The organism is Pseudomonas putida (assembly GCF_028682395.1).
GTDB lineage: Bacteria > Pseudomonadota > Gammaproteobacteria > Pseudomonadales > Pseudomonadaceae > Aquipseudomonas > Aquipseudomonas putida_AB.
Map to the genome: position 1 here is coordinate 170,114 of NZ_JANHLC010000003.1, position 23,160 is coordinate 193,273.

At 62.4% G+C, this 23,160-nt stretch carries 26 protein-coding genes and 1 pseudogene; 17 read left to right on the top strand and 10 right to left on the bottom strand.

What is annotated here, in order from left to right; genetic code table 11:
- Window positions 1–213 precede the first annotated feature (213 nt).
- A complete protein-coding gene (locus NPS46_RS08985) occupies window positions 214–855 on the top strand; it encodes a C40 family peptidase (RefSeq protein WP_274106329.1) in 642 nt (213 codons plus the stop codon).
- On the opposite strand, the gene NPS46_RS08990 is transcribed toward NPS46_RS08985, so the two are convergent.
- Both NPS46_RS08990 and NPS46_RS08995 read right to left on the bottom strand, forming a co-directional pair.
- Window positions 852–1,955, bottom strand: coding sequence for a PilT/PilU family type 4a pilus ATPase (locus tag NPS46_RS08990; protein ID WP_274106331.1), 1,104 nt, complete (start codon window positions 1,953–1,955; stop codon window positions 852–854). The genes NPS46_RS08985 and NPS46_RS08990 overlap by 4 nt on opposite strands.
- A 93-nt stretch (window positions 1,956–2,048) precedes the next feature.
- Window positions 2,049–3,083 carry a type IV pilus twitching motility protein PilT gene (locus NPS46_RS08995; RefSeq protein WP_274106333.1) on the bottom strand — a complete coding sequence of 345 codons (1,035 nt, stop codon included), beginning with the start codon at window positions 3,081–3,083 and terminating at the stop codon, window positions 2,049–2,051.
- A 57-nt stretch (window positions 3,084–3,140) separates the two neighbouring features.
- On the opposite strand from NPS46_RS08995, the gene NPS46_RS09000 reads away from it, so the two are divergent.
- The 10 genes from NPS46_RS09000 (at window position 3,141) to NPS46_RS09045 (ending at window position 10,050) form a co-directional block, all read left to right on the top strand.
- Window positions 3,141–3,827, top strand: a complete 687-nt coding sequence (locus NPS46_RS09000; protein ID WP_274106334.1) for a YggS family pyridoxal phosphate-dependent enzyme — start codon at window positions 3,141–3,143, stop codon at window positions 3,825–3,827.
- A 35-nt stretch (window positions 3,828–3,862) separates the two neighbouring features.
- Entirely contained in the window at window positions 3,863–4,681 is an 819-nt protein-coding gene (gene proC, locus NPS46_RS09005; RefSeq protein WP_274106335.1) for a pyrroline-5-carboxylate reductase, read from the top strand.
- A 24-nt stretch (window positions 4,682–4,705) separates the two neighbouring features.
- Complete coding sequence (locus NPS46_RS09010) at window positions 4,706–5,293, top strand: YggT family protein (RefSeq protein ID WP_274106337.1); 588 nt, start codon at window positions 4,706–4,708, stop codon at window positions 5,291–5,293.
- Window positions 5,293–5,598, top strand: a complete 306-nt coding sequence (locus NPS46_RS09015; RefSeq protein WP_274106339.1) for a DUF167 domain-containing protein — start codon at window positions 5,293–5,295, stop codon at window positions 5,596–5,598. The genes NPS46_RS09010 and NPS46_RS09015 overlap by 1 nt, the downstream gene beginning before the upstream one ends.
- 71 nt (window positions 5,599–5,669) lie before the next feature.
- Window positions 5,670–6,809, top strand: coding sequence for a homoserine O-succinyltransferase MetX (gene metX / locus NPS46_RS09020; protein WP_274106341.1), 1,140 nt, complete (start codon window positions 5,670–5,672; stop codon window positions 6,807–6,809).
- A 7-nt stretch (window positions 6,810–6,816) separates the two neighbouring features.
- Complete coding sequence (metW, locus tag NPS46_RS09025; RefSeq protein ID WP_274106343.1) at window positions 6,817–7,437, top strand: methionine biosynthesis protein MetW; 621 nt, start codon at window positions 6,817–6,819, stop codon at window positions 7,435–7,437.
- Window positions 7,438–7,463: 26 nt separating this feature from the next.
- A complete protein-coding gene (locus NPS46_RS09030; RefSeq protein WP_274106345.1) occupies window positions 7,464–7,898 on the top strand; it encodes a DUF4426 domain-containing protein in 435 nt (144 codons plus the stop codon).
- Complete coding sequence (rdgB, locus tag NPS46_RS09035; protein WP_274106347.1) at window positions 7,895–8,491, top strand: RdgB/HAM1 family non-canonical purine NTP pyrophosphatase; 597 nt, start codon at window positions 7,895–7,897, stop codon at window positions 8,489–8,491. The genes NPS46_RS09030 and rdgB overlap by 4 nt, the downstream gene beginning before the upstream one ends.
- Window positions 8,488–9,717: a radical SAM family heme chaperone HemW gene (gene hemW, locus NPS46_RS09040; protein WP_274106349.1), complete on the top strand. Its 1,230-nt coding sequence runs from the start codon at window positions 8,488–8,490 to the stop codon at window positions 9,715–9,717. The genes rdgB and hemW overlap by 4 nt, the downstream gene beginning before the upstream one ends.
- A gap of 9 nt (window positions 9,718–9,726) precedes the next feature.
- Window positions 9,727–10,050 (top strand): DUF3392 domain-containing protein, encoded by a 324-nt coding sequence (locus NPS46_RS09045; RefSeq protein WP_274106351.1) that lies wholly within the window; start codon window positions 9,727–9,729, stop codon window positions 10,048–10,050.
- Window positions 10,051–10,105: 55 nt separating this feature from the next.
- On the opposite strand, the gene trmB is transcribed toward NPS46_RS09045, so the two are convergent.
- The 4 genes from trmB to NPS46_RS09065 form a co-directional block, all read right to left on the bottom strand.
- Window positions 10,106–10,753, bottom strand: a complete 648-nt coding sequence (trmB, locus tag NPS46_RS09050; protein WP_274107102.1) for a tRNA (guanosine(46)-N7)-methyltransferase TrmB — start codon at window positions 10,751–10,753, stop codon at window positions 10,106–10,108.
- A 99-nt stretch (window positions 10,754–10,852) separates the two neighbouring features.
- Entirely contained in the window at window positions 10,853–11,647 is a 795-nt protein-coding gene (locus tag NPS46_RS09055) for a thiazole synthase (RefSeq protein WP_274106354.1), read from the bottom strand.
- Between the two features lie 60 nt (window positions 11,648–11,707).
- Window positions 11,708–11,908 (bottom strand): sulfur carrier protein ThiS, encoded by a 201-nt coding sequence (thiS, locus tag NPS46_RS09060; protein ID WP_274106356.1) that lies wholly within the window; start codon window positions 11,906–11,908, stop codon window positions 11,708–11,710.
- 90 nt (window positions 11,909–11,998) lie between these two features.
- Window positions 11,999–12,370, bottom strand: a complete 372-nt coding sequence (locus tag NPS46_RS09065) for a DUF423 domain-containing protein (protein ID WP_274106358.1) — start codon at window positions 12,368–12,370, stop codon at window positions 11,999–12,001.
- Between the two features lie 44 nt (window positions 12,371–12,414).
- On the opposite strand from NPS46_RS09065, the pseudogene mtgA reads away from it, so the two are divergent.
- Window positions 12,415–13,172: pseudogene (gene mtgA, locus NPS46_RS09070) on the top strand (monofunctional biosynthetic peptidoglycan transglycosylase).
- Window positions 13,173–13,245: 73 nt separating this feature from the next.
- On the opposite strand, the gene rpoH reads toward mtgA, so the two are convergent.
- The 4 genes from rpoH to ftsY form a co-directional block, all read right to left on the bottom strand.
- Entirely contained in the window at window positions 13,246–14,100 is an 855-nt protein-coding gene (gene rpoH, locus NPS46_RS09075) for an RNA polymerase sigma factor RpoH (protein WP_274106360.1), read from the bottom strand.
- A 113-nt stretch (window positions 14,101–14,213) separates the two neighbouring features.
- Window positions 14,214–15,236: a permease-like cell division protein FtsX gene (ftsX, locus tag NPS46_RS09080; protein ID WP_274106362.1), complete on the bottom strand. Its 1,023-nt coding sequence runs from the start codon at window positions 15,234–15,236 to the stop codon at window positions 14,214–14,216.
- A complete protein-coding gene (ftsE, locus tag NPS46_RS09085; RefSeq protein ID WP_274106364.1) occupies window positions 15,233–15,904 on the bottom strand; it encodes a cell division ATP-binding protein FtsE in 672 nt (223 codons plus the stop codon). Before ftsE ends, ftsX begins: the two co-directional genes overlap by 4 nt.
- Window positions 15,901–17,391: a signal recognition particle-docking protein FtsY gene (gene ftsY / locus NPS46_RS09090; protein WP_274106366.1), complete on the bottom strand. Its 1,491-nt coding sequence runs from the start codon at window positions 17,389–17,391 to the stop codon at window positions 15,901–15,903. Before ftsY ends, ftsE begins: the two co-directional genes overlap by 4 nt.
- Before the next feature lie 365 nt (window positions 17,392–17,756).
- Between ftsY and NPS46_RS09095 the strand changes: the two genes are divergently transcribed.
- The 5 genes from NPS46_RS09095 to NPS46_RS09115 all read left to right on the top strand — a co-directional run bounded on the left by NPS46_RS09095 (window position 17,757) and on the right by NPS46_RS09115 (window position 23,153).
- Window positions 17,757–19,112, top strand: a complete 1,356-nt coding sequence (locus NPS46_RS09095; protein WP_274106368.1) for a M16 family metallopeptidase — start codon at window positions 17,757–17,759, stop codon at window positions 19,110–19,112.
- A complete protein-coding gene (locus NPS46_RS09100; protein ID WP_274106370.1) occupies window positions 19,105–20,595 on the top strand; it encodes a M16 family metallopeptidase in 1,491 nt (496 codons plus the stop codon). Before NPS46_RS09095 ends, NPS46_RS09100 begins: the two co-directional genes overlap by 8 nt.
- Window positions 20,595–21,200, top strand: coding sequence for a 16S rRNA (guanine(966)-N(2))-methyltransferase RsmD (gene rsmD / locus NPS46_RS09105; RefSeq protein WP_274106372.1), 606 nt, complete (start codon window positions 20,595–20,597; stop codon window positions 21,198–21,200). Before NPS46_RS09100 ends, rsmD begins: the two co-directional genes overlap by 1 nt.
- Window positions 21,201–21,289: 89 nt before the next feature.
- Entirely contained in the window at window positions 21,290–22,300 is a 1,011-nt protein-coding gene (locus NPS46_RS09110) for a hydrolase (RefSeq protein ID WP_274106374.1), read from the top strand.
- Window positions 22,293–23,153 (top strand): AraC family transcriptional regulator, encoded by an 861-nt coding sequence (locus NPS46_RS09115; protein ID WP_274106376.1) that lies wholly within the window; start codon window positions 22,293–22,295, stop codon window positions 23,151–23,153. The genes NPS46_RS09110 and NPS46_RS09115 overlap by 8 nt, the downstream gene beginning before the upstream one ends.
- The last annotated feature ends 7 nt before the right edge of the window (window positions 23,154–23,160 follow it).

Below are 23,160 nucleotides of genomic sequence, written 5' to 3' on the forward strand. Positions count from 1 at the left end.
GATTTCGTGTGACTTTTTTCTCGCCGGTCACTGCGCCGCGCAAAAACTACGGCCTCCTCTCCAACCCTTATAACGCCTGGCCTACGCCTTTTGGGTGCGGCAGATTGACGCGACTTTACGCCGTTTGCCCTACAAACCGAGTCGACCAACGGCCACGGAACTCGGGAAAAAGCTGTTATAAAGTTGCGCGCTGACCAATAAGAGCCCTGCCTAATGCGTCCAATTTTCAAGACATGGCTAACCATTTGCCTATTAATGCCACTGGCCGCCCACGCCACCAATCGTGAGCAACATCTTCCTTCCAGCTTCAGCGGCTACACCGCGAACAAGGCCCATCCGGCCACGACCACCGCAACGGCCAGCAGCAAGCCAAGCGCCAAACGTCCTCATCACGGCACCACCAGCAGCACCGCTAAGTCCACACTGGCTCAGATGCCTGCCAAGCAGAGCAGCGATGTATTGAGCCGTGCGGTCAATGTGCTCGGTACTCCTTATCGTTGGGGCGGCAGCAGCCCAAGTAAAGGGTTCGATTGCAGCGGACTGGTCCGCTACGCCTTCAACGATGTCGCCACTGTCGACCTGCCCCGCAATTCCAGCGCCATGGCCAGCGGCCATGGACAGAAGGTGGACCGCAAGGACCTCAAGCCCGGCGACCTGATCTTTTTCAACATCAAGAGTCGTAAGGTCAATCACGTCGCGATCTACTTGGGCAATGACCGCTTTATCCACGCCCCGCGCCGTGGCAAGGCCGTCACCATCGACACGCTGAAGAAGCCCTACTGGCAGAGCCATTACGTGGTTGCCAAGCGCGTCCTGCCCAAAGAGTCGAACTCCCTGCGCGTTGTTCAACGCTAACGCGAGCCCAGGCTCAAATCCTCCCCGCCTTCCGCCCCGGCCGCCTCCAGCTTGATCATCAAGCGCAGGTCGTTGGCGGAATCGGCATGCGCCAGCGCATCCTGATAGCTGATTTCCCCTTCCCGATAGAGCGCATGCAGCGCCTGATCCATGGTCTGCATCCCCTGCTCGGTCGAGCGCTTCATCAATGCCTTGAGTTCATGCACTTCCCCCTTGCGAATCAAGTCGGCCACCAGCGGCGTATTCAGCAGCACCTCGACCGCTGCCCGGCGCCCCTGGCCGTCACGGGAGGGAATCAGTTGCTGGGCGACAATGGCCCGCAGGTTGAGGGATAGCTCCATCCAGACCTGCGGATGCCGGTCGACCGAGAAGAAGTTGATGATCCGCTCCAGCGCCTGGTCGGCATTGGGTGCATGCAGGGTGCCCAGGCACAGGTGCCCGGTCTCGGCAAATGCCAGGGCATGGCCCATAGTCTCGCGAGTACGAACCTCACCGATCATGATCAGGTCCGGCGCCTGGCGCAGGGTATTCTTGAGGGCCACTTCGAACGAATCGGTATCCAGGCCCACCTCACGCTGGGTGACGATACAGTTGTGATGGTCGTGGATAAACTCGATGGGATCCTCGATGGTGACCACATGGCCGCTGCCGTATTGGTTGCGGTGATCGACCATCGCCGCCAGGCTCGTCGACTTGCCAGTACCGGTTGCCCCCACAAACATCACCAGGCCGCGCTTGAGCAAGGCCAATTGCTCGAGGATATCGGGCAAATGCAGTTCATCCAGGCTCGGGATCCGGCTTTCGATACGCCGCAACACCATGCCGACCTGGCCACGCTGATAGAACGCACTCACGCGAAAGCGCCCGATATCCCGCGGCTGAATAGCAAAGTTGCATTCATGAAGATGGGAAAAATCCAGGCGCTGGCGTTCGCTCATCAAACCATAGACGGCATCGTGGGCCTGTTCAGGCGTCAGCGCAGTCCGTGTAACCGGCATGATCTGCCCATTGACCTTCATCGAAGGTGGCACCCCGGGGGTGATAAACAGGTCGGAGCCGCCCTTCTCGACCATCAGACGCAGCAACTTTTCGAACTCCATGCTTCTCTCCACGCACAGTGGGTGGACGGAGCGCCTGCCAGAAGAACGCCCCCTACCGTGTGTGACAGCGTAGAAGCCCGCAGCGTACTCGTATCAGAAGTTGTCCGGGTTCTTGGCCTTTTCCCGGGCACTGTCGCGGGTAATCAGGCCCCGGGTCAGCAACTCCTTGAGGCACATATCCAGGGTCTGCATCCCCACCGTACCGCCGGTCTGAATTGAGGAGTACATCTGCGCCACCTTGTCCTCACGGATCAAGTTACGGATCGCCGGGGTGCCAAGCATGATTTCGTGGGCGGCAATCCGCCCGCCGCCGACCTTTTTCAGCAGGGTCTGGGAGATCACCGCCTGCAACGACTCGGACAGCATCGAGCGGACCATGGACTTTTCTTCACCCGGGAACACATCGATGACCCGGTCGATGGTCTTGGCCGCCGAAGTGGTGTGCAAGGTACCGAAGACCAGATGGCCGGTTTCGGCAGCAGTCAGGGCCAGGCGAATGGTTTCCAGGTCGCGCATCTCGCCGACCAGGATCACGTCCGGGTCTTCGCGCAAGGCCGAGCGCAGGGCCATATCGAAGCTTTGCGTATCGCGGTGCACTTCACGCTGGTTGATCAGGCACTTCTTGGACTCGTGCACGAACTCGATGGGATCCTCAATGGTGAGGATATGGTGGTGCCGATTGTTGTTCAGATGATCGATCATCGCCGCCAGGGTGGTCGACTTACCCGAACCGGTCGGGCCCGTGACCAGGACCAAGCCTCGAGGCACATCGGTGATGCGCCGAAATACCTCGCCCATGCCCAGGTCACCCATGGTCAGGACCTTCGAGGGAATGGTGCGAAACACCGCGCCGGCGCCGCGATTCTGGTTGAAGGCATTGACCCGAAAACGCGCAACCCCGGGGACTTCGAAGGAGAAATCGGTCTCCAGAAACTCCTCGTAATCCTTGCGCTGCTTATCGTTCATGATGTCGTAGATCAGGTCGTGGACCTGCTTGTGATCCAGCGCCGGCAGGTTGATCCGGCGCACATCGCCATCGACCCGGATCATCGGCGGCATGCCCGCGGAGAGGTGCAAGTCCGATGCGCCCTGTTTGGCACTGAAGGCCAACAGCTCGGTGATATCCATGAGGCTCCCCAATACAGGTAGAATGCCGCAGACTTTTGACCTGCTGGCGAAATTTGAATGTCCACGATAGCAGACAACATTGCCTCAGTTGCAGCCCGCATTGCCGCCGCTGCCAACGCCGCAGGGCGCGACGAATCCAGTATCCAACTGCTGGCCGTGAGCAAGACCAAACCCGCCGCTGCATTGCGCGAAGCCTATGCTGCCGGAATTCGCGATTTTGGCGAAAACTATCTGCAGGAAGCCCTCGGCAAACAGCTCGAACTGGTCGACCTGCCCCTGACCTGGCACTTTATCGGCCCCATCCAATCGAACAAGACACGCGCCATTGCCGAGCATTTCGACTGGGTACATTCGGTCGATCGCCTGAAAATCGCCCAACGCCTGTCAGAACAGCGCCCGGCCGAGCTGCCACCGCTCAATATCTGCATTCAGGTCAATGTCAGTGGCGAAGCCAGCAAGTCCGGCTGCGCCCCGGCCGACCTGCCAGCCCTGGCCACAGCCATCGCCCAGTTGCCACGTCTGCGCTTGCGCGGCTTGATGGCCATCCCGGAGCCCACCGACGAGCGCGCCGCCCAGGACGCCGCGTTCGCCGCCGTGCGTCAGCTTCAAGAACAGCTGAACCTGGACCTGGACACCCTTTCCATGGGCATGAGCCATGATCTTGAGTCCGCCATTGCCCAAGGCGCGACCTGGGTGCGGATCGGCACCGCACTGTTCGGCGCCCGCGATTATGGCCAGGCCTGAGGCCGGCCCCTTCAATGAATACCAAGGATCCTTTGATGAGCACGACTCGAATTGCTTTTATCGGCGCCGGCAACATGGCTGCCAGTCTGATCGGCGGCCTGCGGGCCAAAGGCCTGGACCGCGCACAGATCCGCGCCAGCGACCCGGGCGTTGAAACGCGCGAGCGCGTTCACGCCGAGCACGGTATCGAAGTCTTTGCCGATAATGCCGACGCCATCCAGGGCGTCGACGTGGTAGTCCTGGCGGTCAAGCCCCAGGCCATGAAGGCCGTGTGCGAGGCCCTGCGCCCGCACCTCAAGCCCGAGCAACTGGTGGTGTCCATCGCGGCCGGCATTACCTGCGCCAGCATGAACAACTGGCTCGGCGCCCAGCCTATCGTGCGCTGCATGCCCAACACCCCCTCCCTGCTGCGTCAGGGCGTCAGCGGCCTGTATGCCACGGCCAGCGTCAGTACCGAGCAGCGCCAGCAGGCCGAAACCCTGCTATCGGCCGTGGGCATCGCCCTGTGGCTGGAGCAGGAGCAGCAACTGGATGCCGTGACCGCCGTGTCTGGCAGCGGCCCGGCGTACTTCTTCCTGCTGATCGAGGCCATGACCGCCGCCGGTGAAAAATTGGGTCTGCCCCGGGAAACAGCGGCTCAACTAACCTTGCAAACGGCTCTGGGGGCCGCACATATGGCAGTAGCCAGCGATGTCGACGCCGCCGAACTGCGCCGCCGCGTGACGTCACCTGCCGGGACGACGGAAGCGGCAATCAAGAGTTTCCAGGCCGGTGGCTTCGAAGCCCTGGTGGAAAAAGCCCTCGCAGCCGCCGCCCAGCGCTCGGCCGAGATGGCCGAACAACTGGGTCGCTAATCAGCTCTTACAAAGGAATCAATAATGCTCGGACTCAATGACGCTGCCATTTTCGTAATTAAAACCCTGGGTAGCCTGTACCTGTTGATCGTGCTGTTGCGCTTTATCCTGCAACTGGTCCGGGCGAACTTCTACAATCCGCTGTGCCAGTTCATCGTCAAAGCTACGCAACCGCTGCTCCAACCGCTGCGCCGGGTCGTGCCGAGCATGTTCGGGCTGGACATGTCCTCGCTGGTCCTGGCGTTGATCGTGCAGATGCTGTTGATTGCCGTGATCCTGGCACTCAAAGGCTTCCAGGTTGACCTGCTGCTGTTGGTGCCATGGGCATTGATCGCGATCTTTTCGCTGTTCCTGAACATTCTGTTCTACGCAATGATCATCAGCGTGATCCTCTCCTGGGTCGCCCCGGGCAGTCATAACCCAGGCGCCGAACTGGTTGCCCAGATTACCGAGCCGGTACTGGCGCCGTTCCGCCGCTTGGTGCCGAACCTGGGTGGGCTCGATATCTCGCCGATCTTCGCGTTTATCGTGATCCAGCTGCTGCAAAGCTGGCTGGTGCCGCGCCTTGCGTACTATGCGCTGATGCCGCAAGGCCTGCTTGGCCTGATCTGATGAGCTGGTTTCGCTGGGATGGCGACGATTTGATTCTCGAATGCCATCTGCAACCTGCAGCCCGTAGCGATGATTTCGCCGGGCTGCATGGCGACCGCCTGAAAATCCGCCTGACCGCCCCACCGGTCGAGGGCAAGGCCAATGCCCATCTCCTGGCCTTCCTGGCCAAGGCATTCGGCATCTCCAAGAGCCAGGTCAGCCTGCTGAGCGGGGAGTTGAGCCGGCAGAAACGGGTGCGCCTGAGCCAGCCCAAAAAGCTGCCGGATCTGCCCGGCCTGACCCCAGCCCAAGGCCGTTCGCTCTAGTTCCGGCCTTTGCTTGCCGCTGGGGGCAGCGCTCATTAGACTTACGCCTCATTTAAGCGAGAGCAGGGTCGATGTCCACTGTCTTTCCCCACGATTGTGTTGGGCTGGTTGTGCCGCAAATGGCCTACTTCAGCGAACCCCTGGCTCTGGCCTGCGGCCGTTCACTGCCGTCCTACGAACTGATCTACGAGACCTATGGCGAACTGAACGCCACGGCCAGCAACGCCGTGCTGATCTGCCATGCGCTTTCCGGCCATCACCATGCCGCCGGCTACCACAGCGCCGACGACCGCAAACCCGGCTGGTGGGACAGTTGCATCGGCCCCGGCAAGCCAATCGACACCAACCGTTTCTTCGTTGTCAGCCTCAACAACCTGGGCGGCTGCAACGGCTCAACCGGCCCGAGCAGCATCAACCCCGAATCGGGCAAACCTTTTGGCGCCGACTTCCCGGTATTGACCGTCGAGGACTGGGTCCACAGCCAGGCCCGCCTGGCGGACCTGCTGGGTATCCGCCAGTGGGCTGCCGTCATCGGCGGCAGCCTCGGGGGCATGCAGGCCCTGCAGTGGACCATCACCTACCCGGACCGCGTGCGGCACTGCCTGGCCATTGCCTCGGCGCCCAAATTGTCGGCACAGAACATCGCCTTCAACGAAGTCGCACGCCAGGCGATCCTCACCGATCCCGAGTTCCATGGCGGCTCCTTCCAGGAGCACGGCGTAATTCCCAAGCGCGGGCTGATGCTGGCGCGGATGGTCGGGCATATCACCTACCTGTCCGATGACTCCATGGGCGAGAAATTCGGCCGGGGCCTCAAGAGCGAAAAACTCAACTACGACTTCCACAGCGTCGAGTTCCAGGTCGAAAGCTACCTGCGATATCAGGGCGAGGAGTTTTCCGGACGTTTCGACGCCAACACCTACCTGCTGATGACCAAGGCCCTGGACTACTTTGACCCGGCCGCCGCCTGCGACGACGACCTGGCGAAAACGTTTGCCGGGGCCACCGCGAAATTCTGCGTCATGTCCTTTACCACCGACTGGCGCTTCTCCCCGGCTCGCTCCCGGGAACTGGTGGACGCCCTGATGGCCGCCAGAAAAGACGTCTGCTACCTGGAAATCGACGCTCCCCAGGGCCACGACGCCTTCCTGATTCCGATCCCGCGTTATCTGCAGGCATTCGGCAATTACATGAACCGGATAACTGTGTGAGAACGCCATGAGAGCCGATCTGGAAATCATCCAAGAATGGATCCCCGCCGGCAGCCGCGTGCTTGACCTGGGTTGCGGCGACGGCGAACTGTTGACCTGGCTGCGCGAGCACAAGCAGGTCACCGGCTATGGCCTGGAAAACGATGCGGACAATATCGCCGAGTGCGTCGCCAAGGGCATCAATGTCATCGAGCAGGACCTGGACAAGGGCCTGGGCAACTTCGCCAGCAACAGCTTCGATGTAGTGGTCATGACCCAGGCCCTGCAGGCCGTGCACTACCCGGACCGAATTCTCGACGAAATGCTGCGTGTCGGCCGCCAGTGCATCATCACCTTCCCCAATTTCGGCCACTGGCGCTGCCGTTGGTACCTGGCCAGCAAGGGCCGCATGCCGGTGTCCGAGTTTCTGCCGTACACCTGGTACAACACGCCGAACATCCACTTCTGCACCTTCGAAGACTTTGAAGCCCTGTGTCGCGAACGCGAGGCCAAAGTCATCGATCGGCTTGCCGTCGATCAACAACATCGGCATGGGTGGGCCAGTAAGCTATGGCCTAATCTATTAGGTGAAATCGGTATTTACCGCGTCAGCAGCCCTGGCCTGCAGGATCATCAGGTCGCTGTCTGAACCCGCTCTACTCGAGGAGAACAATCATGGGTCGCATTGCTGCATTTATGCTTTCGCTGTGCCTGAGCATCCCGGTATTCGCTGCCGATGCCGCCAGGCCCGACCGCAAGGAAGTCTTCGGTGACACTACCGTGCATTACAGCGCCTTTACCTCCAGCTTCCTGCAACCGGATGTCGCCGCTGCGACAGGGCTGGTGCGCAGCAAGAATCAGGGCGTGCTCAATATTGCCGTGCTCAAGGCCGGGCAACCGAGCACCGCCGGCGTCAGCGGGGCGGTCAAGGACCTCACCGGCCGCAGCCAGACCCTGAGCTTCAAACAGATTACCGATCAGGGCGCGGTGTATTACATCGCCCAGTTCCCGATCGACGCGCAGGAAACCTTCACGTTCACCGTCAACGTTCAAACAGGCGGCGATACGCATACCTTCAGCTTTAACCAAGAGCTATTCCCGGGCGAATGATGAACCTCACGCAACTCGTACTGGCCAGCCATAACGCCGGCAAACTCAAAGAACTCCAGGCCATGCTCGGCGCTGCGGTGAACCTGCGCTCGATTGGCGAGTTCAGCAGCGTCGAGCCGGAAGAGACCGGCCTGTCGTTTGTCGAGAATGCCATTCTCAAGGCTCGCAACGCGGCGCGGATTTCCGGTTTGCCGGCCCTGGCCGACGATTCGGGCCTGGCCGTGGACTACCTCGGCGGTGCACCGGGCATCTACTCGGCACGCTATGCCGATGGCCAGGGCGATGCGGCGAATAACGCCAAGCTGCTCGAGGCGCTCAAGGATGTCCCCGAGGCAGAGCGCGGCGCGCAGTTTGTCTGCGTCCTGGCGCTGGTGCGCCATGCCGACGATCCCTTGCCGATCCTCTGCGAAGGCCTGTGGCACGGCCGTATCCTGACCGCGGCCAGCGGCGCGCACGGTTTTGGCTACGACCCGCTGTTCTGGGTCCCGGAGCGCAACTGCTCCAGTGCCGAGCTGAGCCCGGTCGAGAAGAACCAGCTCAGCCACCGCGCCCGAGCCATGGTCCTGCTGCGTCAGCGCCTGGGCCTGCAATGACCCGGGAAGCACCTGCCCAGCCGCTGTTTGCCGACGCGACCGGGTTCAGCTCCGCCAACCCCAACACCCGGGTCCTGCGCGGCGGTCTGCCACAGTTGCCACCACTGGCGCTGTATATCCATATCCCCTGGTGCGTGCGCAAATGCCCGTACTGCGACTTCAACTCCCATACGGCCAGCCCGGTGCTGCCGGAAGAGGAATACGTCGACGCGCTGCTGGCCGACCTCGACCAGGATCTGCCGGCTGTTTATGACCGTGAGCTGAGTTCGATCTTCTTCGGCGGTGGCACTCCCAGCCTGTTCAGTGCGACTGCCCTGGGTCGACTGCTCGAAGGCGTGGCACAGCGCATTCCCTTTGCCAGCGATATCGAAATCACCCTGGAAGCTAATCCGGGTACGTTCGAACAAGAAAAATTCAGTGCCTATCGCCGCCTCGGGATCAATCGCCTGTCCATCGGTATCCAGAGCTTCCAGGAAGACAAGCTCAAGGCCCTGGGCCGCATCCATACCGGTGGCGAAGCGGTGCGGGCCGCGGACATGGCGCGCCAGGCCGGGTTCGACAACTTCAACCTGGACCTGATGCACGGTTTGCCCGATCAGTCCCTGGAGGATGCCCTGGGCGATCTGAAGCAGGCCATTGCGCTCAAACCGACCCACTTGTCCTGGTACCAACTGACCCTGGAACCCAACACCGTGTTTTGGAACCAGCCGCCCGTGCTGCCGGAAGATGACACGCTGTGGGATATCCAGGAAGCCGGCCAGGCCCTGTTGGCCGAACACGGTTACGCCCAATACGAAGTATCCGCCTACGCCCAGCCAGGACGTGCGGCACGACATAACCTCAATTACTGGAGCTTTGGCGACTTTATCGGCATCGGCGCCGGCGCCCACGGCAAGCTGAGCCACCCGGACGGCCGGATTGTGCGGACCTGGAAAACCCGTCTGCCCAAGGACTACCTGAATCCAGCCAAAGCCTTCCAGGCCGGCGAGAAAGCCCTGGCCGACGACGAACTGCCCTTCGAGTTCCTGATGAACGCCCTGCGCCTGACCGAAGGCGTCGATGCGGCCCTGTTCGCCCAGCGCACGGGCTTGCCCCTGGACAGCCTGAGCAAGGCTCGGGCCGAAGCCGAACAAAGCGGCATGTTGCAGGTCGAACCCTCACGCCTGGCGGCCACGCCCCGAGGCCAGCTGTTTCTCAATGACCTGCTGCAGAGTTTTCTGACCTAAGGACCCTCGATGGATCTATTACTCGACCTGCTCGCCACGGTATCTCGCTGGAGCCGAAGCAACCTCTCGGAAATATCGTTGGCGCTAGTGGGCTGTCTGCTGGTGGTGTTTGGTGCGGATATCAAGGGCTGGGTCGAGCAGCGCCTGGGCAGTATCGCCGGCGCGTTGCGCGTCCCGCTGATGGCCCTGCTATGCATGATCGGCAGTGGAGTGGCGTTGATCTATGCCACACCCTGGGTGGTACGTGGCCTGAGCCAGTTCAACAACTATAGCCTGGCGCCGGTGCTGTTGGTGGTACTGGTATTGATCGGGGTGGTGGCGGATCGGCGCTGAGGCTGATTGTGAGCAAGCTCGCCCTCCAAGAGCGAGCCGCTCACTACCCCTCAACTCAAGCCAGCTTCTCGAACTTCAAGTCCCAGACGCCATGCCCCAGCCGCTCGCCACGGCGCTCGAACTTGGTGATCGGCCGTTCGGCCGGCCGTGGCACGCAGCGGCCATCTTCGGCCAGGTTGCGATAACCCGGCGCCACATTCATCACTTCCAGCATGTACTCGGCATAGGGCTCCCAGTCGGTGGCCATATGTAGCACACCACCGACCTTGAGCTTGCTGCGGACCAACTCGGCAAAGGATGCCTGGACGATCCGACGCTTGTGATGGCGGCTCTTGTGCCAAGGGTCCGGGAAGAACAGCAGCAGGCGGTCAAGGCTGTTATCGGCCACGCAGCGGTTCAGCACCTCGATGGCATCGCAATCGTAGACGCGCAGGTTGCTCAGGCCCTGGGTCAACACACCATTGAGCAAGGCGCCAACACCCGGGCGATGTACCTCAACGCCGATAAAGTCCTGCTCCGGCGATGCCGCGGCCATTTCCAGCAGCGAATGGCCCATGCCGAAACCGATTTCCAGGGTGCGCGGCGCACTGCGCCCGAACACCTGGTCGAAGTCCACCGGCGCGTCGGCCAGGGGCATCACATACAGCGGCGCGCCTTGTTCCAGGCCTTTTTGCTGGCCTTCGGTCATGCGCCCGGCACGCATCACGAAACTCTTGATGCGCCGGTGCTGACGCTCATCACCGTCTTCGGAAGCCGACAGGTCGTTGGGGTTGGAAACAGGTGAGTCAGTCATCAAAGGCTCTTACTTGATCAGGCCATCCAGCGGCGAAGAGGCGCTGGCATAGAGTTTTTTCGGCATCCGGCCGGCGAGATACGCCAGGCGGCCGGCGACAATCGCGTGCTTCATGGCTTCGGCCATCATGATCGGCTGCTGCGCGTGGGCAATGGCCGAGTTCATCAGCACCGCCTCGCACCCCAGTTCCATGGCGATGGTGGCATCGGACGCCGTGCCCACACCGGCATCGACCAGGACCGGCACCTTGGCCTCCTCGAGGATGATCTGCAGGTTATACGGATTGCAGATACCCAGGCCGGTACCGATCAGGCCAGCCAGGGGCATCACGGCAATGCAGCCCATTTCCGCCAGTTGCCGGGCGATGATCGGGTCGTCGCTGGTGTACACCATCACGTCGAATCCGTCCTTGACCAGCACTTCGGCGGCCTTGAGGGTCTCGATCACATTGGGGAACAGGGTTTTCTGGTCGGCCAGGACTTCCAGCTTGACCAGGTTATGGCCGTCGAGCAACTCACGGGCCAGGCGGCAGGTGCGCACGGCTTCTACCGCGTCATAGCAACCGGCGGTGTTCGGCAGGATGGTGTAGCGATCCGGCGGGAGCACATCGAGCAGGTTCGGCTCACCCGGGTTCTGGCCGATATTGGTCCGGCGTACTGCCACGGTGACGATCTCGGCGCCCGAGGCTTCGATGGCCAGGCGGGTCTCTTCCAGATCGCGGTACTTGCCGGTACCGACCAGCAGGCGCGACTGGTAAGTACGGCCGGCCAGCGTGAAGGGCTTGTCGCTGCGAACATTGCTCATTCGGAAATCCTCTTCAGGGTTGAGGGCTTGCAGAGTGGATCAGGAAGCGTGAAACGCCGATCAGCCACCGCCGATCGCGTGAACCACTTCAACCTGATCGCCTTCACGCAGGGCGGTCTCGGCATGCTGGCTGCGCGAGACGATATCCAGGTTCAGCTCGACCGCGACCCGCCGGCCGGTGAGGTCGAGGCGCGTCAGCAGGGCCGCGACGGTTTCGCCATCGGGCAGTTCAAAGGATTCGCCGTTCAATTGAATGCGCATGCGCCGGGCTGCCATCATTTTTAGGGGCCAGCATTCTAGCCCGATCAGTCAGGCCGACCCAAGCCATTCGTCTTGAAACGGACCTCGCGGTCAGCTCAGGCGCCAGGCTGCAAGCCCCAGGCACAACCAGCCCAGCAGAAACGCTACGCCGCCCAGGGGAGTGATGATCCCCAGCTTGCCGATGCCGGTCAGGGTCAGCACATAAAGGCTGCCGGAGAACAGCACGATCCCGATGGCGAATGCCACGCCGGCCCAGGTAACCAACCGCCCGGGCAGATGGGCCGCCAGCAGGGCCACGCCAAACAGGGCCAGGGTGTGCACCAGTTGATAGGTCACGCCGGTATGGAAGATCGCCAGGTACTCGGCACTCAGGCGGGCCTTGAGGCCATGGGCGGCAAAGGCACCAAGGGCCACGCCGGTGAAACCAAAAAACGCCGCCAGCATCAGGAAACTACGCAGCATCACTTGCTCCAGTCAGGGTCATGCCTTCGCACGGGGCCTGTATAATGGCCCGCTCCATCGTTCCGGCCAAGCCATCTCTATGTTGCGTTCACTTTTGCGCCGCTTTACCCAAGCCCTGCTCTGGTTCGCCCTCGGCAGCGCCGTGCTGGTGCTGATTTTGCGCTGGGTCCCACCGCCAGGCACGGCCCTGATGGTCGAGCGCAAGATCGAGTCCTGGGTCGACGGCACCCCCATCGACCTGCAGCGTGACTGGCGCCCCTGGGAAGAGATCGCGGATGACCTCAAGGTGGCGGTAATTGCCGGCGAAGACCAGCGTTTCCCTGAACACTGGGGCTTCGACCTGGCAGCGATCCAGGCCGCCCTGGCCCATAACGAGCGTGGCGGTTCGATTCGCGGCGCGAGCACCCTCAGCCAGCAGGTGGCGAAGAATCTGTTTCTCTGGTCCGGCCGCAGTTGGTTGCGCAAAGGCCTGGAAGCCTGGTTTACCGGACTGATCGAAGTGCTGTGGCCCAAGCAGCGGATTCTCGAGGTGTACCTCAACAGCGTCGAATGGGACGCCGGGGTCTTTGGCGCACAGGCGGCAGCCCGCCATCACTTCGGTGTCAGTGCCGCCAATCTGTCGCGCCAGCAGGCCAGCCTGCTGGCCGCCGTGCTGCCCAATCCACGCAAGTGGAGCGCGGGCAAACCCAGCAGCTATGTACTGCGCCGCGCCAGCTGGATACGTCAACAAATGAGCCAACTGGGCGGCAGCAATTACCTGGTCGGCCTGAACAATTCGCGCAAGGCGCCCTGGACGCTGTAATCCTGCTCAACGCCATGACGCAGAAACAAAAACGCCCCGATCAGATCGGGGCGTTTTGCATTGCGCGTGGCCTTCAGGCCGCGATGGACAGTTTGAGCTTGTTCATCGCATTTTTCTCCAGCTGGCGAATACGCTCGGCGGAGACGTTGTACTTCTGCGCCAGGTCATGCAGCGTCGCTTTCTCTTCGGCCAGCCAACGCTGGTAGAGAATGTCACGGCTACGCTCATCGAGCACTTCCAGGGCTTCGTGCAGGTTGCTATTGGAGTTGTCGCTCCAGTCAGCATCTTCCAGTTGCCGCGCCGGGTCGTAGCGATGGTCTTCCAGGTAGTTGGCGGGCGACTGGAACGCGCTGTCGTCGTCAGCTTCGGCGGCTGGGTCGAAGGCCATGTCCTGACCGGTCAGACGGCTCTCCATCTCGCGCACTTCACGTGGCTCGACGCCCAGGCTTTCGGCAACGCGATGCACTTCTTCATTGTTCAGCCAGGCGAGGCGCTTCTTCTGGCCGCGCAGGTTGAAGAACAGTTTGCGCTGGGCCTTGGTGGTCGCCACTTTGACGATGCGCCAGTTGCGCAGGATGAACTCGTGAATCTCGGCCTTGATCCAGTGCACGGCGAAAGACACCAGGCGCACACCCATTTCCGGGTTGAAACGTTTGACCGCCTTCATCAGGCCTACGTTACCTTCCTGGATCAGGTCGGCCTGGGCCAGACCATATCCGGAATAGCTACGCGCGATATGTACGACAAACCGCAGGTGGGCGAGCACCATCTGCCGAGCCGCCTCAAGATCCTGCTCATAGTAGAGACTCTCGGCCAGTTCACGCTCCTGCTCCGGTGTCAGCAGAGGAATGCTGTTCACGGTGTGTACGTAAGCCTCCAGGTTTGCGCCTGGGACTAGAGCGTAAGCAGGTTGCAAAGAAGTGGTCATACGAAAAAACCTCCGACTCACATAACTCGTGCAGTGATGCACTGCGAAAATTGACCGGGAACCGCGAAACAAGTTCCCTAAAGCACCATTAAGTCAATACAAGCAAAAAGACACTATTTTGGAGCCAGTTCACGTAGGTGACGTGCAACCGCAATCCACGCACCGATATACCCCAACAACACCGCTCCAAGCAAGAGCGACAGACCATCGGCAACCGGCACGCCCGCCAGGGCGAAATTGCTGCCGTAGAGCCCTGCGAGGCTGATCACCGCGTCATTCAGCCAGTTCAGGCCGAACGCCAATACGCCCCAGGACAGAATCCCCGCACCGAAGCCATACAACGCGCCCATATACAGAAAAGGACGACGTACATAGCTGTCCGTGCCGCCGACGAGTTTAATCACTTCTATCTCGGTGCGGCGGTTTTCAATATGAAGACGAATGGTATTGCCTATCACCAAAAGTAATGCGGAGATCAGCAGGACCGCCAAGCCGAAGACAAAGCGGTCGCCCAGCTTGAGAATCGCGGCCAGCCGCTCGACCCAGACCAGGTCCAATTGGGCCTGTTCGACCTTGGGCAATTCCGCCAGGCGCTGGCGCAATGCCTCCAGGCCGGCCTTGTCGATTTCATTGGGCGTCACCAGCACCACGCCGGGCAGCGGGTTCTGCGGCAGCTCCTTGAGCGCCTCGCCCAGTCCGGACTGCTGCTGGAACTCGTCGAGCGCCTGCTCCTTGCTGATAAATTCAGCATCGGCGACACCCGCCATCCCCTTGATCTGTTCGCTGAGCTTCTCGCCTTCGGTGGCGCTGGCTTGCAGGTCCAGATACAGGGAAATCTGCGCGGCACGCTGCCACGAGCCGCCCAAACGTTCGACATTGCTGAGCAACAGCGACAGGCCCATGGGCAGGCTCAGCGCCACGGCCATGACCAGGCAGGTAAAGAAGCTGCCGATCGGGTGTTTGCCCAGCCGACGCAGGCTGTCGAGCAGGCTGGAGCGGTGGCTTTCGACCCAGGCATGGAACAGCGTACGGAAATCCGGCCCATCGTCCTCGTCGTGTTTTTTCTTCGGCGGCACCGGCTCGGCGGCCTTGGGTGCCACGCGCTCGGATACTTTTGGACTGCGTGTCGCACTCATTCCCCCGCCTCCCCATCGCCGATCAGACGGCCACGCTGCAGCGTGAGCATGCGATGGCGCATTCGCGCAATCAGCGCCAGGTCGTGGCTGGCAATCAGCACGCTGGTGCCCAGCCGATTGATGTCCTCGAACACCCCCATGATCTCGGCCGCCAGGCGCGGATCGAGGTTGCCGGTGGGTTCGTCCGCCAGCAACAGCGCCGGGCGGTGAACAATGGCGCGGGCAATCCCGACGCGCTGCTGTTGGCCGGTGGACAGGTCGCCAGGGTAAAGATCGGTCTTGTCCGACAGGGCAACGCGTTCCAAGGCCGAATCAACGCGCTTGGCGATCTCGGCCTTGGACAACCCGAGGATCTGGAGCGGCAGGGCAACGTTGTTGAACACGGTGCGGTCGAACAGCAATTGGTGATTCTGGAACACCACGCCGATCTGGCGGCGCAGATACGGAATCTGCGCATTGCCGATCTGGCCCAGGTCCTGGCCGGCCAGCAAGAGCTTGCCGCTGGTCGGGCGCTCCATGGCCAAAAGCAAGCGCAGCAGGGTGCTTTTGCCGGCGCCGGAGTGCCCGGTCACGAACAGGAACTCGCCACGCCGAACCCGAAAGCTCAGTTCATGCAAGCCGACATGGCCGTTCGCATAGCGCTTACCGACCTGTTCAAATCGAATCATGAACGCTCCCGCTCGGCGAATAGGGCCTGAACGAAGGGTTCGGCCTCAAAGGTACGCAGATCGTCGATGCCTTCGCCGACACCGATATAACGGATCGGCAAGCCGAACTGCTTGGCCAGGGCGAAAATCACCCCGCCCTTGGCCGTGCCGTCGAGCTTAGTCAATGCCAGGCCGGTCAGTTGAACAGTCTGGTTGAATTGCTTGGCCTGGTTGATCGCGTTCTGCCCGGTGCCAGCATCGAGGACCAGCAGCACTTCATGGGGCGCGTCCGCGTCGAGCTTGCCGATGACCCGGCGCACCTTTTTCAGTTCTTCCATCAGGTTGTCTTTGGTGTGCAGGCGACCGGCGGTATCGGCGATCAGCACATCGATGCCACGGGCCTTGGCGGCCTGCACGGCATCGAAGATCACCGAAGCCGAATCGGCACCGGTGTGCTGGGCGATTACCGGGATCTGGTTGCGCTCGCCCCAGACCTGCAACTGCTCGACCGCCGCCGCACGGAAGGTATCGCCTGCGGCGAGCATGACTTTCTTGCCTTCGAGCTGGAGCTTTTTCGCCAATTTGCCGATGGTGGTGGTCTTGCCAGCGCCATTGACGCCGACCACCAGGATGACGAACGGCTTGTTCTGGGACACGATCTTCAGCGGTTGTTCGACCGGCTTGAGCAGGGTCGCCAGCTCCGCCTGCAGGGAGGTGTACAGGGCATCGCTGTCGGTCAGTTGCTTGCGCGCGACCTTCTGGGTCAGGCTCTGGATGATCACACTCGTGGCTTCGACCCCGACGTCGGCGGTCAGCAGCCGGGTTTCAATTTCTTCGAGCAGGTCATCATCGATGGCTTTCTTGCCCAGGAACAGGCTGGCCATGCCTTCGCCAATACTGGCGCTGGTTTTCGACAACCCTTGTTTCAGGCGGGCGAAAAAGCCACTTTTGGCAGCCTCGCTGCTGACGACGGGCTCCGGGCTCGGCATCGCCACGACAGCGCTGGCTACTGGAGCAGGGGTTGGAGCCGGCGCTTGAGCAGCTACAGGCGCTGGCGTCGGCACAATAACCGGTTCCAGCACGGCTCCGACAACCGGTTCCGGCGCCGGAGCGTCAGGCTCGACACTCGCCGCTTCAAGCGCAAGCACCGGTTCGGCAACCGGGGCGGCGACCTCGACGACCGGCTCGATAGCCGGGATCGCTGGCGTGATATGCGGTGCCGTATCGTCCTCGACCAGGGCCACCGGCTCTTCGGCGACCGGCAGGGTCAGCCAGGGCTGGGCAGCTACCGGCTCGTCCACCTTGGGCGTCGATTCTGCCACCGGGCTTTGCAACGGGGGTTCAGGCAGCGTCACCGCGGCTTCGGCCAGCACTGCAGGCTCGGCATCGAGCGGGGGCCGGGCAGGCTCGGCGACGGTTTCCTGCGGCTTCTTGCGCAGCCATCCGAACAGGCCTTTCTTCTCGCCAGCCGCGGCTGGGGTTTTCTTGTCGTCGTTGGAACCAAACATGGAGGACGGCTATCTCAAGGTGGCAACGCGCCCAGAGGGCACGTCGGCAAATAATTTTCGGTGCACAACTGACTGCATTTCCTGCAGCTCGTTCATGCGCAACATGCTGTACGGAGTGCCAAGGCACTTTCAAAAACTTTCAAAAAAACGCTTTACCCAGGGACTGGTCGGGCAACGTCGGCGAAAGTGCAGAGTTTACCGGGATAAACAGCGGTAATCAGCCACCTACTCCAGACTCGGATCAAACAGGGTCAATACCCGCCTGCTTGATAGACGTGGCCGCCAGTAAAACGGATCAGTATCCTAGCACCTCCTCGCCCGCCGACGCTAAGACCACGCGGGCAGCCCTACAGGTTTGAATACGTATGAATGCTCTAGCCCGCCGTGCCGCTGGCCTGTTGCTCAGCACGCTCTGTCTGCCCCTCGCAGCCCTGGCTGCCGACCCTCAACCGACCCATGAATTCACCCTCGACAATGGCCTCAAGGTCATTGTGCGCGAAGACCATCGCGCGCCCGTGGTGGTGTCGCAGGTCTGGTACAAGGTGGGCTCCAGCTACGAAACCCCAGGCCAGACCGGCCTGTCCCACGCCCTCGAACACATGATGTTCAAGGGCAGCGCCAAGGTCGGCCCGGGCGAGGCCTCGCTGATCCTGCGCGACCTGGGCGCCGAGGAAAACGCCTTTACCAGCGATGACTACACCGCCTATTACCAGGTGCTGGCCCGCGACCGCCTGCCCGTGGCCCTGGAGCTGGAAGCCGACCGCATGGCCAGCCTGCGCCTGCCGCCGGACGAGTTCAGCCGCGAAATCGAAGTGATCAAGGAAGAACGGCGCCTGCGCACCGAAGACAAGCCCATGGGCAAGGCCTATGAACGCTTCAAGGCGATGGCCTACCCGGCCAGCGGTTATCACACGCCGACCATCGGCTGGATGGCCGACCTGGAGCGGATGAACGTCGAAGAACTGCGCCACTGGTATGAAGCCTGGTACACCCCCAACAACGCTACCCTGGTGGTGGTGGGCGATGTGACCCCGGAAGAAGTCAAAACCCTGGCCCAACGCTATTTCGGCGCCATTCCCAAGCGCGTCGTACCACCGGCCAAGATCCCCCGCGAACTGGCCGAGCCCGGAGAACGCCTGCTGACCCTGCATGTGCGCACCCAACTGCCCAGCCTGATGTTCGGCTTCAACGTCCCGGGCATCGCGACCGCCGAAGACCCGCGCATGGTCAACGCCCTGCGCCTGATCTCGGCACTGCTGGACGGCGGCTACAGCGCCCGCATGCCGACTCAACTGGAGCGCGGCGAAGAGCTGATCTCCGGCGGTTCCTCAGGCTATGACGCCTTCGCCCGCGGCGACAGCCTGTTCATGCTGACCGCGACCCCCAACAGCCAGAAAAAAGTCACCATGGCCCAGACCGAAGCCGGGCTCTGGCGCCTGCTCGACCAACTGAAAACCACCCCGCCGACCGCAGAAGAGCTGGAGCGGGTCCGCGCCCAGGTCATTGCCGGCCTGGTCTTCCAGCGCGACTCGATCACGAGCCAAGCCACCACCATTGGCCAGCTGGAAACCGTTGGCCTGTCCTGGAAGCTGATGGACAACGAGCTGGCCGAGCTGGCGAAGGTCACCCCAGCGGATATCCAGCAGGCGGCCCGTACCTATTTCACCCGCGAGCGTCTCAGCGTCGCCCATGTCTTGCCCGAGGAGACAGCTCATGAGTGAGCGTAAACGTCCACCCGTCGCCCTGCTTGGCCTGGCGGTCGTCGCCCTGGCCGCAGCCATCGGCTTCTATATCGCCGGTTCGCAATCGTCCAACGCCGGCCAGACCCTCGATCAGGCCAAGTCCGCCAACAAGCTGCAATCACTGGCTGAGCTCGACGGCAAGGCCCCAAGCCGCCGCGAGCTGAATGTACAGACCTGGAACACCGCCGAAGGCGCCAAGGTGCTGTTTGTCGAAGCCCACGAACTGCCGATGTTCGACCTGCGCCTGACCTTCGCCGCGGGCAGCAGCCAGGACCAGGACGCGCCCGGCCTGGCCCTGCTGACCAACGCCATGCTTAACGAAGGCGTGGCCGGCAAGGATGTCGGCGCCATCGCCGAAGGCTTCGAAGGCCTGGGCGCGGATTTCGGCAACGGCGCCTACCGCGATATGGCTGTGACGTCGCTGCGCAGCCTGAGCACGCCCGACAAACGCGAACCAGCCCTCAAGCTGTTCGCCGAAGTCGTCGGCAAGCCGACCTTCCCTGCCGATTCACTGGCACGTATCAAGAACCAGTTGCTGGCCGGCTTCGAGTACCAGAAACAAAACCCCGGCAAACTCGCCGGCCTCGAACTGTTCAAGCGCCTGTATGGCGACCACCCCTACGCCCATGCCAGCGACGGCACGGCGCAAAGCATCCCGGCGATCAGCGCGGCGCAACTGCGCGACTTCCATAACCGCGCCTATGCCGCCGGCAACGCCGTGATTGCCTTGGTCGGCGACCTGGACCGTAGCCAGGCCGAAGCCATCGCCGCCCAGGTCTCCGCAGCACTGCCCAAGGGCCCGGCCCTGGCCAAGATTGGCCAGCCACAGGAACCCAAGGCCAGCGTCAGCCATATCGAGTTCCCGTCCAAGCAGACCACCCTCCTGCTCGCGCAGCTGGGCATCGATCGTACCGACCCGGATTACGCCGCCTTGTCCCTGGGCAACCAGATCCTCGGCGGCGGCGGCTTCGGCACTCGCCTGATGAGCGAAGTGCGCGAGAAACGCGGCCTGACCTACGGCGTCTACTCGGGCTTCAGCCCGATGCAGGCCCGTGGCCCGTTCACGATCAATCTGCAGACCCGTGCGGAAATGAGCGAAGGCACCCTCAAGCTGGTCGAGCAGGTGTTTGCCGACTACCTCAAGACCGGTCCGACCCAGAAAGAACTCGACGACGCCAAGCGCGAACTGGCCGGCAGCTTCCCGCTGTCGACCGCGAGCAATGCCGATATCGTCGGTCAACTGGGGGCCATGGGCTTCTACAATCTGCCGCTGAGCTACCTGGAAGACTTTATGCGCCAGTCCCAGGCGCTGGATATCGAGCAGGTCAAGGCCGCCCTGAACAAGCACCTGAGCGCCGACAAAATGGTCGTGGTGACCGCCGGTCCGACCGTGCCCCAGAAACCCCTGCCACCGCCCACCGACACACCTGCCGAGCAACCCCTCGGCGTTCCGGAGCACTAATGGCCAGTCCATCGGCAAAAAACAAGGCGCATCACGGCATCGGCCAGTTGCGCATCATCGGCGGCGAATGGCGCAGCCGACGCTTGAACTTCCCTGACGGGCCGGGCCTGCGTCCGACCCCGGATCGCGTACGCGAAACCCTGTTCAACTGGCTGGCACCGTATGTGGCCGGGGCACGGGTCCTGGACCCGTTTGCCGGTAGCGGCGCGCTATTTCTCGAAGCCCTGTCGCGCGGCGCCAGCGCGGGCCTGGCCCTGGACAGTAATGGCATGGCTATTTCCAGCCTGCGCGAGCACCTTGGCACGCTGCGCTGCAGCGTCGGCCAGGTCCAGCAAACCGACGCCCTGCGCTATCTCGAAGCGCAGCCAGCAACGGCCTTCGACCTGGTGTTCCTCGATCCGCCGTTCAACCAGAACCTGCTGCCCGCCACCTGTGCGCTGCTGGAAGAGCGCCAGTGGCTAGCTGACGACGCCTGGGTCTATACCGAAAGCGAAACCCCACCCTCGACCCTCGGCCTGCCAGGCAACTGGCGCCTGCATCGGGAGAAAAAGGCCGGCCAGGTCTACTACGCCCTGTGGCAACGCAGCGCGCCGACCAACGGCTAAGCCCTCAGGCGTTTAAAAAAAGCAGCGCACCCCATGGTCTCGTTGTGGCAACGTATGTCAGAGAATGACCTGCGACAACGAGACCCACCGTGCCCACTTCGCCTGCCCCATCCCCTACTCTGTTCACCCCGGCCCTAGGCCTTGGCAACCCGCATTTGCAGACGCTGTGGGGCCCGCTGTGGCGCAAACGCAGTGACCTGCCCCGGCAGCGCGAACGCTTGTGGCTGGCTGACGGCGACTTTCTCGATCTCGACTGGCATGGCCCCCACGACGCCGAGCAGCCACTGGTCCTGGTGCTGCACGGCCTGACCGGCTCATCCCACTCGCCCTACGTGATCGGCCTGCAACAAGCACTGGCCGCACAAGGCTGGGCCAGCGTAGCGCTGAACTGGCGCGGCTGCTCTGGCGAGCCGAACCTGCTACCGCGCAGCTATCACTCCGGCGCCAGCGAAGACCTGGCCGCCGTGATCGAGCACCTACGGACCCAACGCCCCCTGGCACCGCTGTTCGCCGTTGGCTATTCCCTGGGCGGCAATGTGCTGCTCAAGCACCTGGGCGAAACCGGCAGCAATAGCACCTTACAGGGCGCCGTGGCGGTCTCGGTGCCATTTCGCCTGGACCAGTGCGCAGACCGTATTGGCCAAGGCTTCTCCAAGGTCTATCAGGCGCACTTCATGCGCGAGATGCTGGCCTACATCAAGGACAAGCAGCGCCAGTTCCAACATGACGGCCGCGCCGATGGCCTGGCGACCCTCAGCGCCCTGGGCCCGTTGGACAATATGCGCACCTTCTGGGACTTCGACGGCCGCGTGACCGCGCCCTTGCACGGCTATCGGGATGCCGAGGATTACTACCGTCGCGCCTCCAGCCGCTATTTTCTGGGCGCCATTCGCACACCCACGCTGATTATCCAGGCCGCCGACGATCCTTTTGTCTTCAGCCACAGCTTGCCCCAGGCCGCTGAGCTATCGCCCAGCACCCAGTTCGAGTTACAGGCCCGGGGTGGGCATGTCGGATTTGTCGACGGCACCCTGCGCCAGCCCGGCTACTATCTTGAGCGACGGATTCCCGCCTGGCTGGCCGGTGCGCGCCATGACTGAGGAACAGGGCGAGCACATTCGCTTCTGGCAAACACCACCTCTGGCGGGCGTCGAGTTGCTGGCCGCTCGCTATATCGAGCAACGCTTTGTCCCCCATGTCCACGACGGCTATGTCATCGGCATGATCGTCGCCGGCGCCCAGGGCTATCGCTATCGGGGCGCCGAGCACCTGGCCGGTGCCGGGACCGTAGTCCTGATCAATCCCGACGAAGTCCACACCGGCTACAAGGGCCATGATGCCGGCTGGCATTACCGCGCCTTCTATCCGGACAACGAACTGATCTTCGGGCTGCTCGCCGAGTTGGAGCTGCCCACCCAGCACCTGCCGACATTTGGCGCCACCCTGTGCCATGACCCGGACCTGGTCAGCGGCCTGCGCCAGTTGCACCAATTGCTTGAAGGCCCTGCTGCACCACTGCAGCAACAGACCGCCTGGCGTGAAGTCATGCTGACCCTGCTGCAACGTCATGCTGCGGTGCCCGCCCCCAATGCCCCTGGGCAGGAGCATCGCGCCGTCGGGCTGGCCAAGGAGCTGCTGCGCGCACGCTTGAGCGCGCCACCCAGCCTCGAAGAACTGGCCGCGGCGGTCAACCTCTCGCCGTTCCATTTCGCCCGGGTGTTTCGCCGCGCGACCGGCATGCCACCCCATACCTGGCTGCTCCAGCAACGCATCGCCCAGGCCCGCGCCCTGCTGCGCAGTGGCTGCCTGCCCCTGGATGTGGCCACCCATCTGGGATTTGCCGACCAGAGCCATCTCAATCGCCAGTTCAAGCAGGTCTATGGCGTAGGACCCGGCGCCTATCGGGCCGCCAGCGCAAGATCGTCCAAGACAGCGGCGGATCTAACTTCCTAAGCTGCGG

Coding starts and splice junctions, on each gene's coding strand:
- hemW (WP_274106349.1), top strand. CDS start 8,488: ATGACCCGGGAAGCACCTGCCCAGCCGCTGTTTGCCGACGCGACCGGG.
- ftsY (WP_274106366.1), bottom strand. CDS start 17,391: ATGTTTGGTTCCAACGACGACAAGAAAACCCCAGCCGCGGCTGGCGAG.
- thiS (WP_274106356.1), bottom strand. CDS start 11,908: ATGCGCATTCAATTGAACGGCGAATCCTTTGAACTGCCCGATGGCGAA.
- NPS46_RS09030 (WP_274106345.1), top strand. CDS start 7,464: ATGGGTCGCATTGCTGCATTTATGCTTTCGCTGTGCCTGAGCATCCCG.
- proC (WP_274106335.1), top strand. CDS start 3,863: ATGAGCACGACTCGAATTGCTTTTATCGGCGCCGGCAACATGGCTGCC.
- NPS46_RS09000 (WP_274106334.1), top strand. CDS start 3,141: ATGTCCACGATAGCAGACAACATTGCCTCAGTTGCAGCCCGCATTGCC.
- NPS46_RS09010 (WP_274106337.1), top strand. CDS start 4,706: ATGCTCGGACTCAATGACGCTGCCATTTTCGTAATTAAAACCCTGGGT.
- trmB (WP_274107102.1), bottom strand. CDS start 10,753: ATGCGTGCCGGGCGCATGACCGAAGGCCAGCAAAAAGGCCTGGAACAA.
- metX (WP_274106341.1), top strand. CDS start 5,670: ATGTCCACTGTCTTTCCCCACGATTGTGTTGGGCTGGTTGTGCCGCAA.
- rsmD (WP_274106372.1), top strand. CDS start 20,595: ATGGCCAGTCCATCGGCAAAAAACAAGGCGCATCACGGCATCGGCCAG.
- NPS46_RS09095 (WP_274106368.1), top strand. CDS start 17,757: ATGAATGCTCTAGCCCGCCGTGCCGCTGGCCTGTTGCTCAGCACGCTC.
- NPS46_RS09015 (WP_274106339.1), top strand. CDS start 5,293: ATGAGCTGGTTTCGCTGGGATGGCGACGATTTGATTCTCGAATGCCAT.
- NPS46_RS08985 (WP_274106329.1), top strand. CDS start 214: ATGCGTCCAATTTTCAAGACATGGCTAACCATTTGCCTATTAATGCCA.
- NPS46_RS08990 (WP_274106331.1), bottom strand. CDS start 1,955: ATGGAGTTCGAAAAGTTGCTGCGTCTGATGGTCGAGAAGGGCGGCTCC.
- NPS46_RS09065 (WP_274106358.1), bottom strand. CDS start 12,370: ATGCTGCGTAGTTTCCTGATGCTGGCGGCGTTTTTTGGTTTCACCGGC.
- metW (WP_274106343.1), top strand. CDS start 6,817: ATGAGAGCCGATCTGGAAATCATCCAAGAATGGATCCCCGCCGGCAGC.
- NPS46_RS09115 (WP_274106376.1), top strand. CDS start 22,293: ATGACTGAGGAACAGGGCGAGCACATTCGCTTCTGGCAAACACCACCT.
- NPS46_RS09055 (WP_274106354.1), bottom strand. CDS start 11,647: ATGAGCAATGTTCGCAGCGACAAGCCCTTCACGCTGGCCGGCCGTACT.
- NPS46_RS08995 (WP_274106333.1), bottom strand. CDS start 3,083: ATGGATATCACCGAGCTGTTGGCCTTCAGTGCCAAACAGGGCGCATCG.
- NPS46_RS09100 (WP_274106370.1), top strand. CDS start 19,105: ATGAGTGAGCGTAAACGTCCACCCGTCGCCCTGCTTGGCCTGGCGGTC.
- ftsE (WP_274106364.1), bottom strand. CDS start 15,904: ATGATTCGATTTGAACAGGTCGGTAAGCGCTATGCGAACGGCCATGTC.
- ftsX (WP_274106362.1), bottom strand. CDS start 15,236: ATGAGTGCGACACGCAGTCCAAAAGTATCCGAGCGCGTGGCACCCAAG.
- rpoH (WP_274106360.1), bottom strand. CDS start 14,100: ATGACCACTTCTTTGCAACCTGCTTACGCTCTAGTCCCAGGCGCAAAC.
- rdgB (WP_274106347.1), top strand. CDS start 7,895: ATGATGAACCTCACGCAACTCGTACTGGCCAGCCATAACGCCGGCAAA.
- NPS46_RS09045 (WP_274106351.1), top strand. CDS start 9,727: ATGGATCTATTACTCGACCTGCTCGCCACGGTATCTCGCTGGAGCCGA.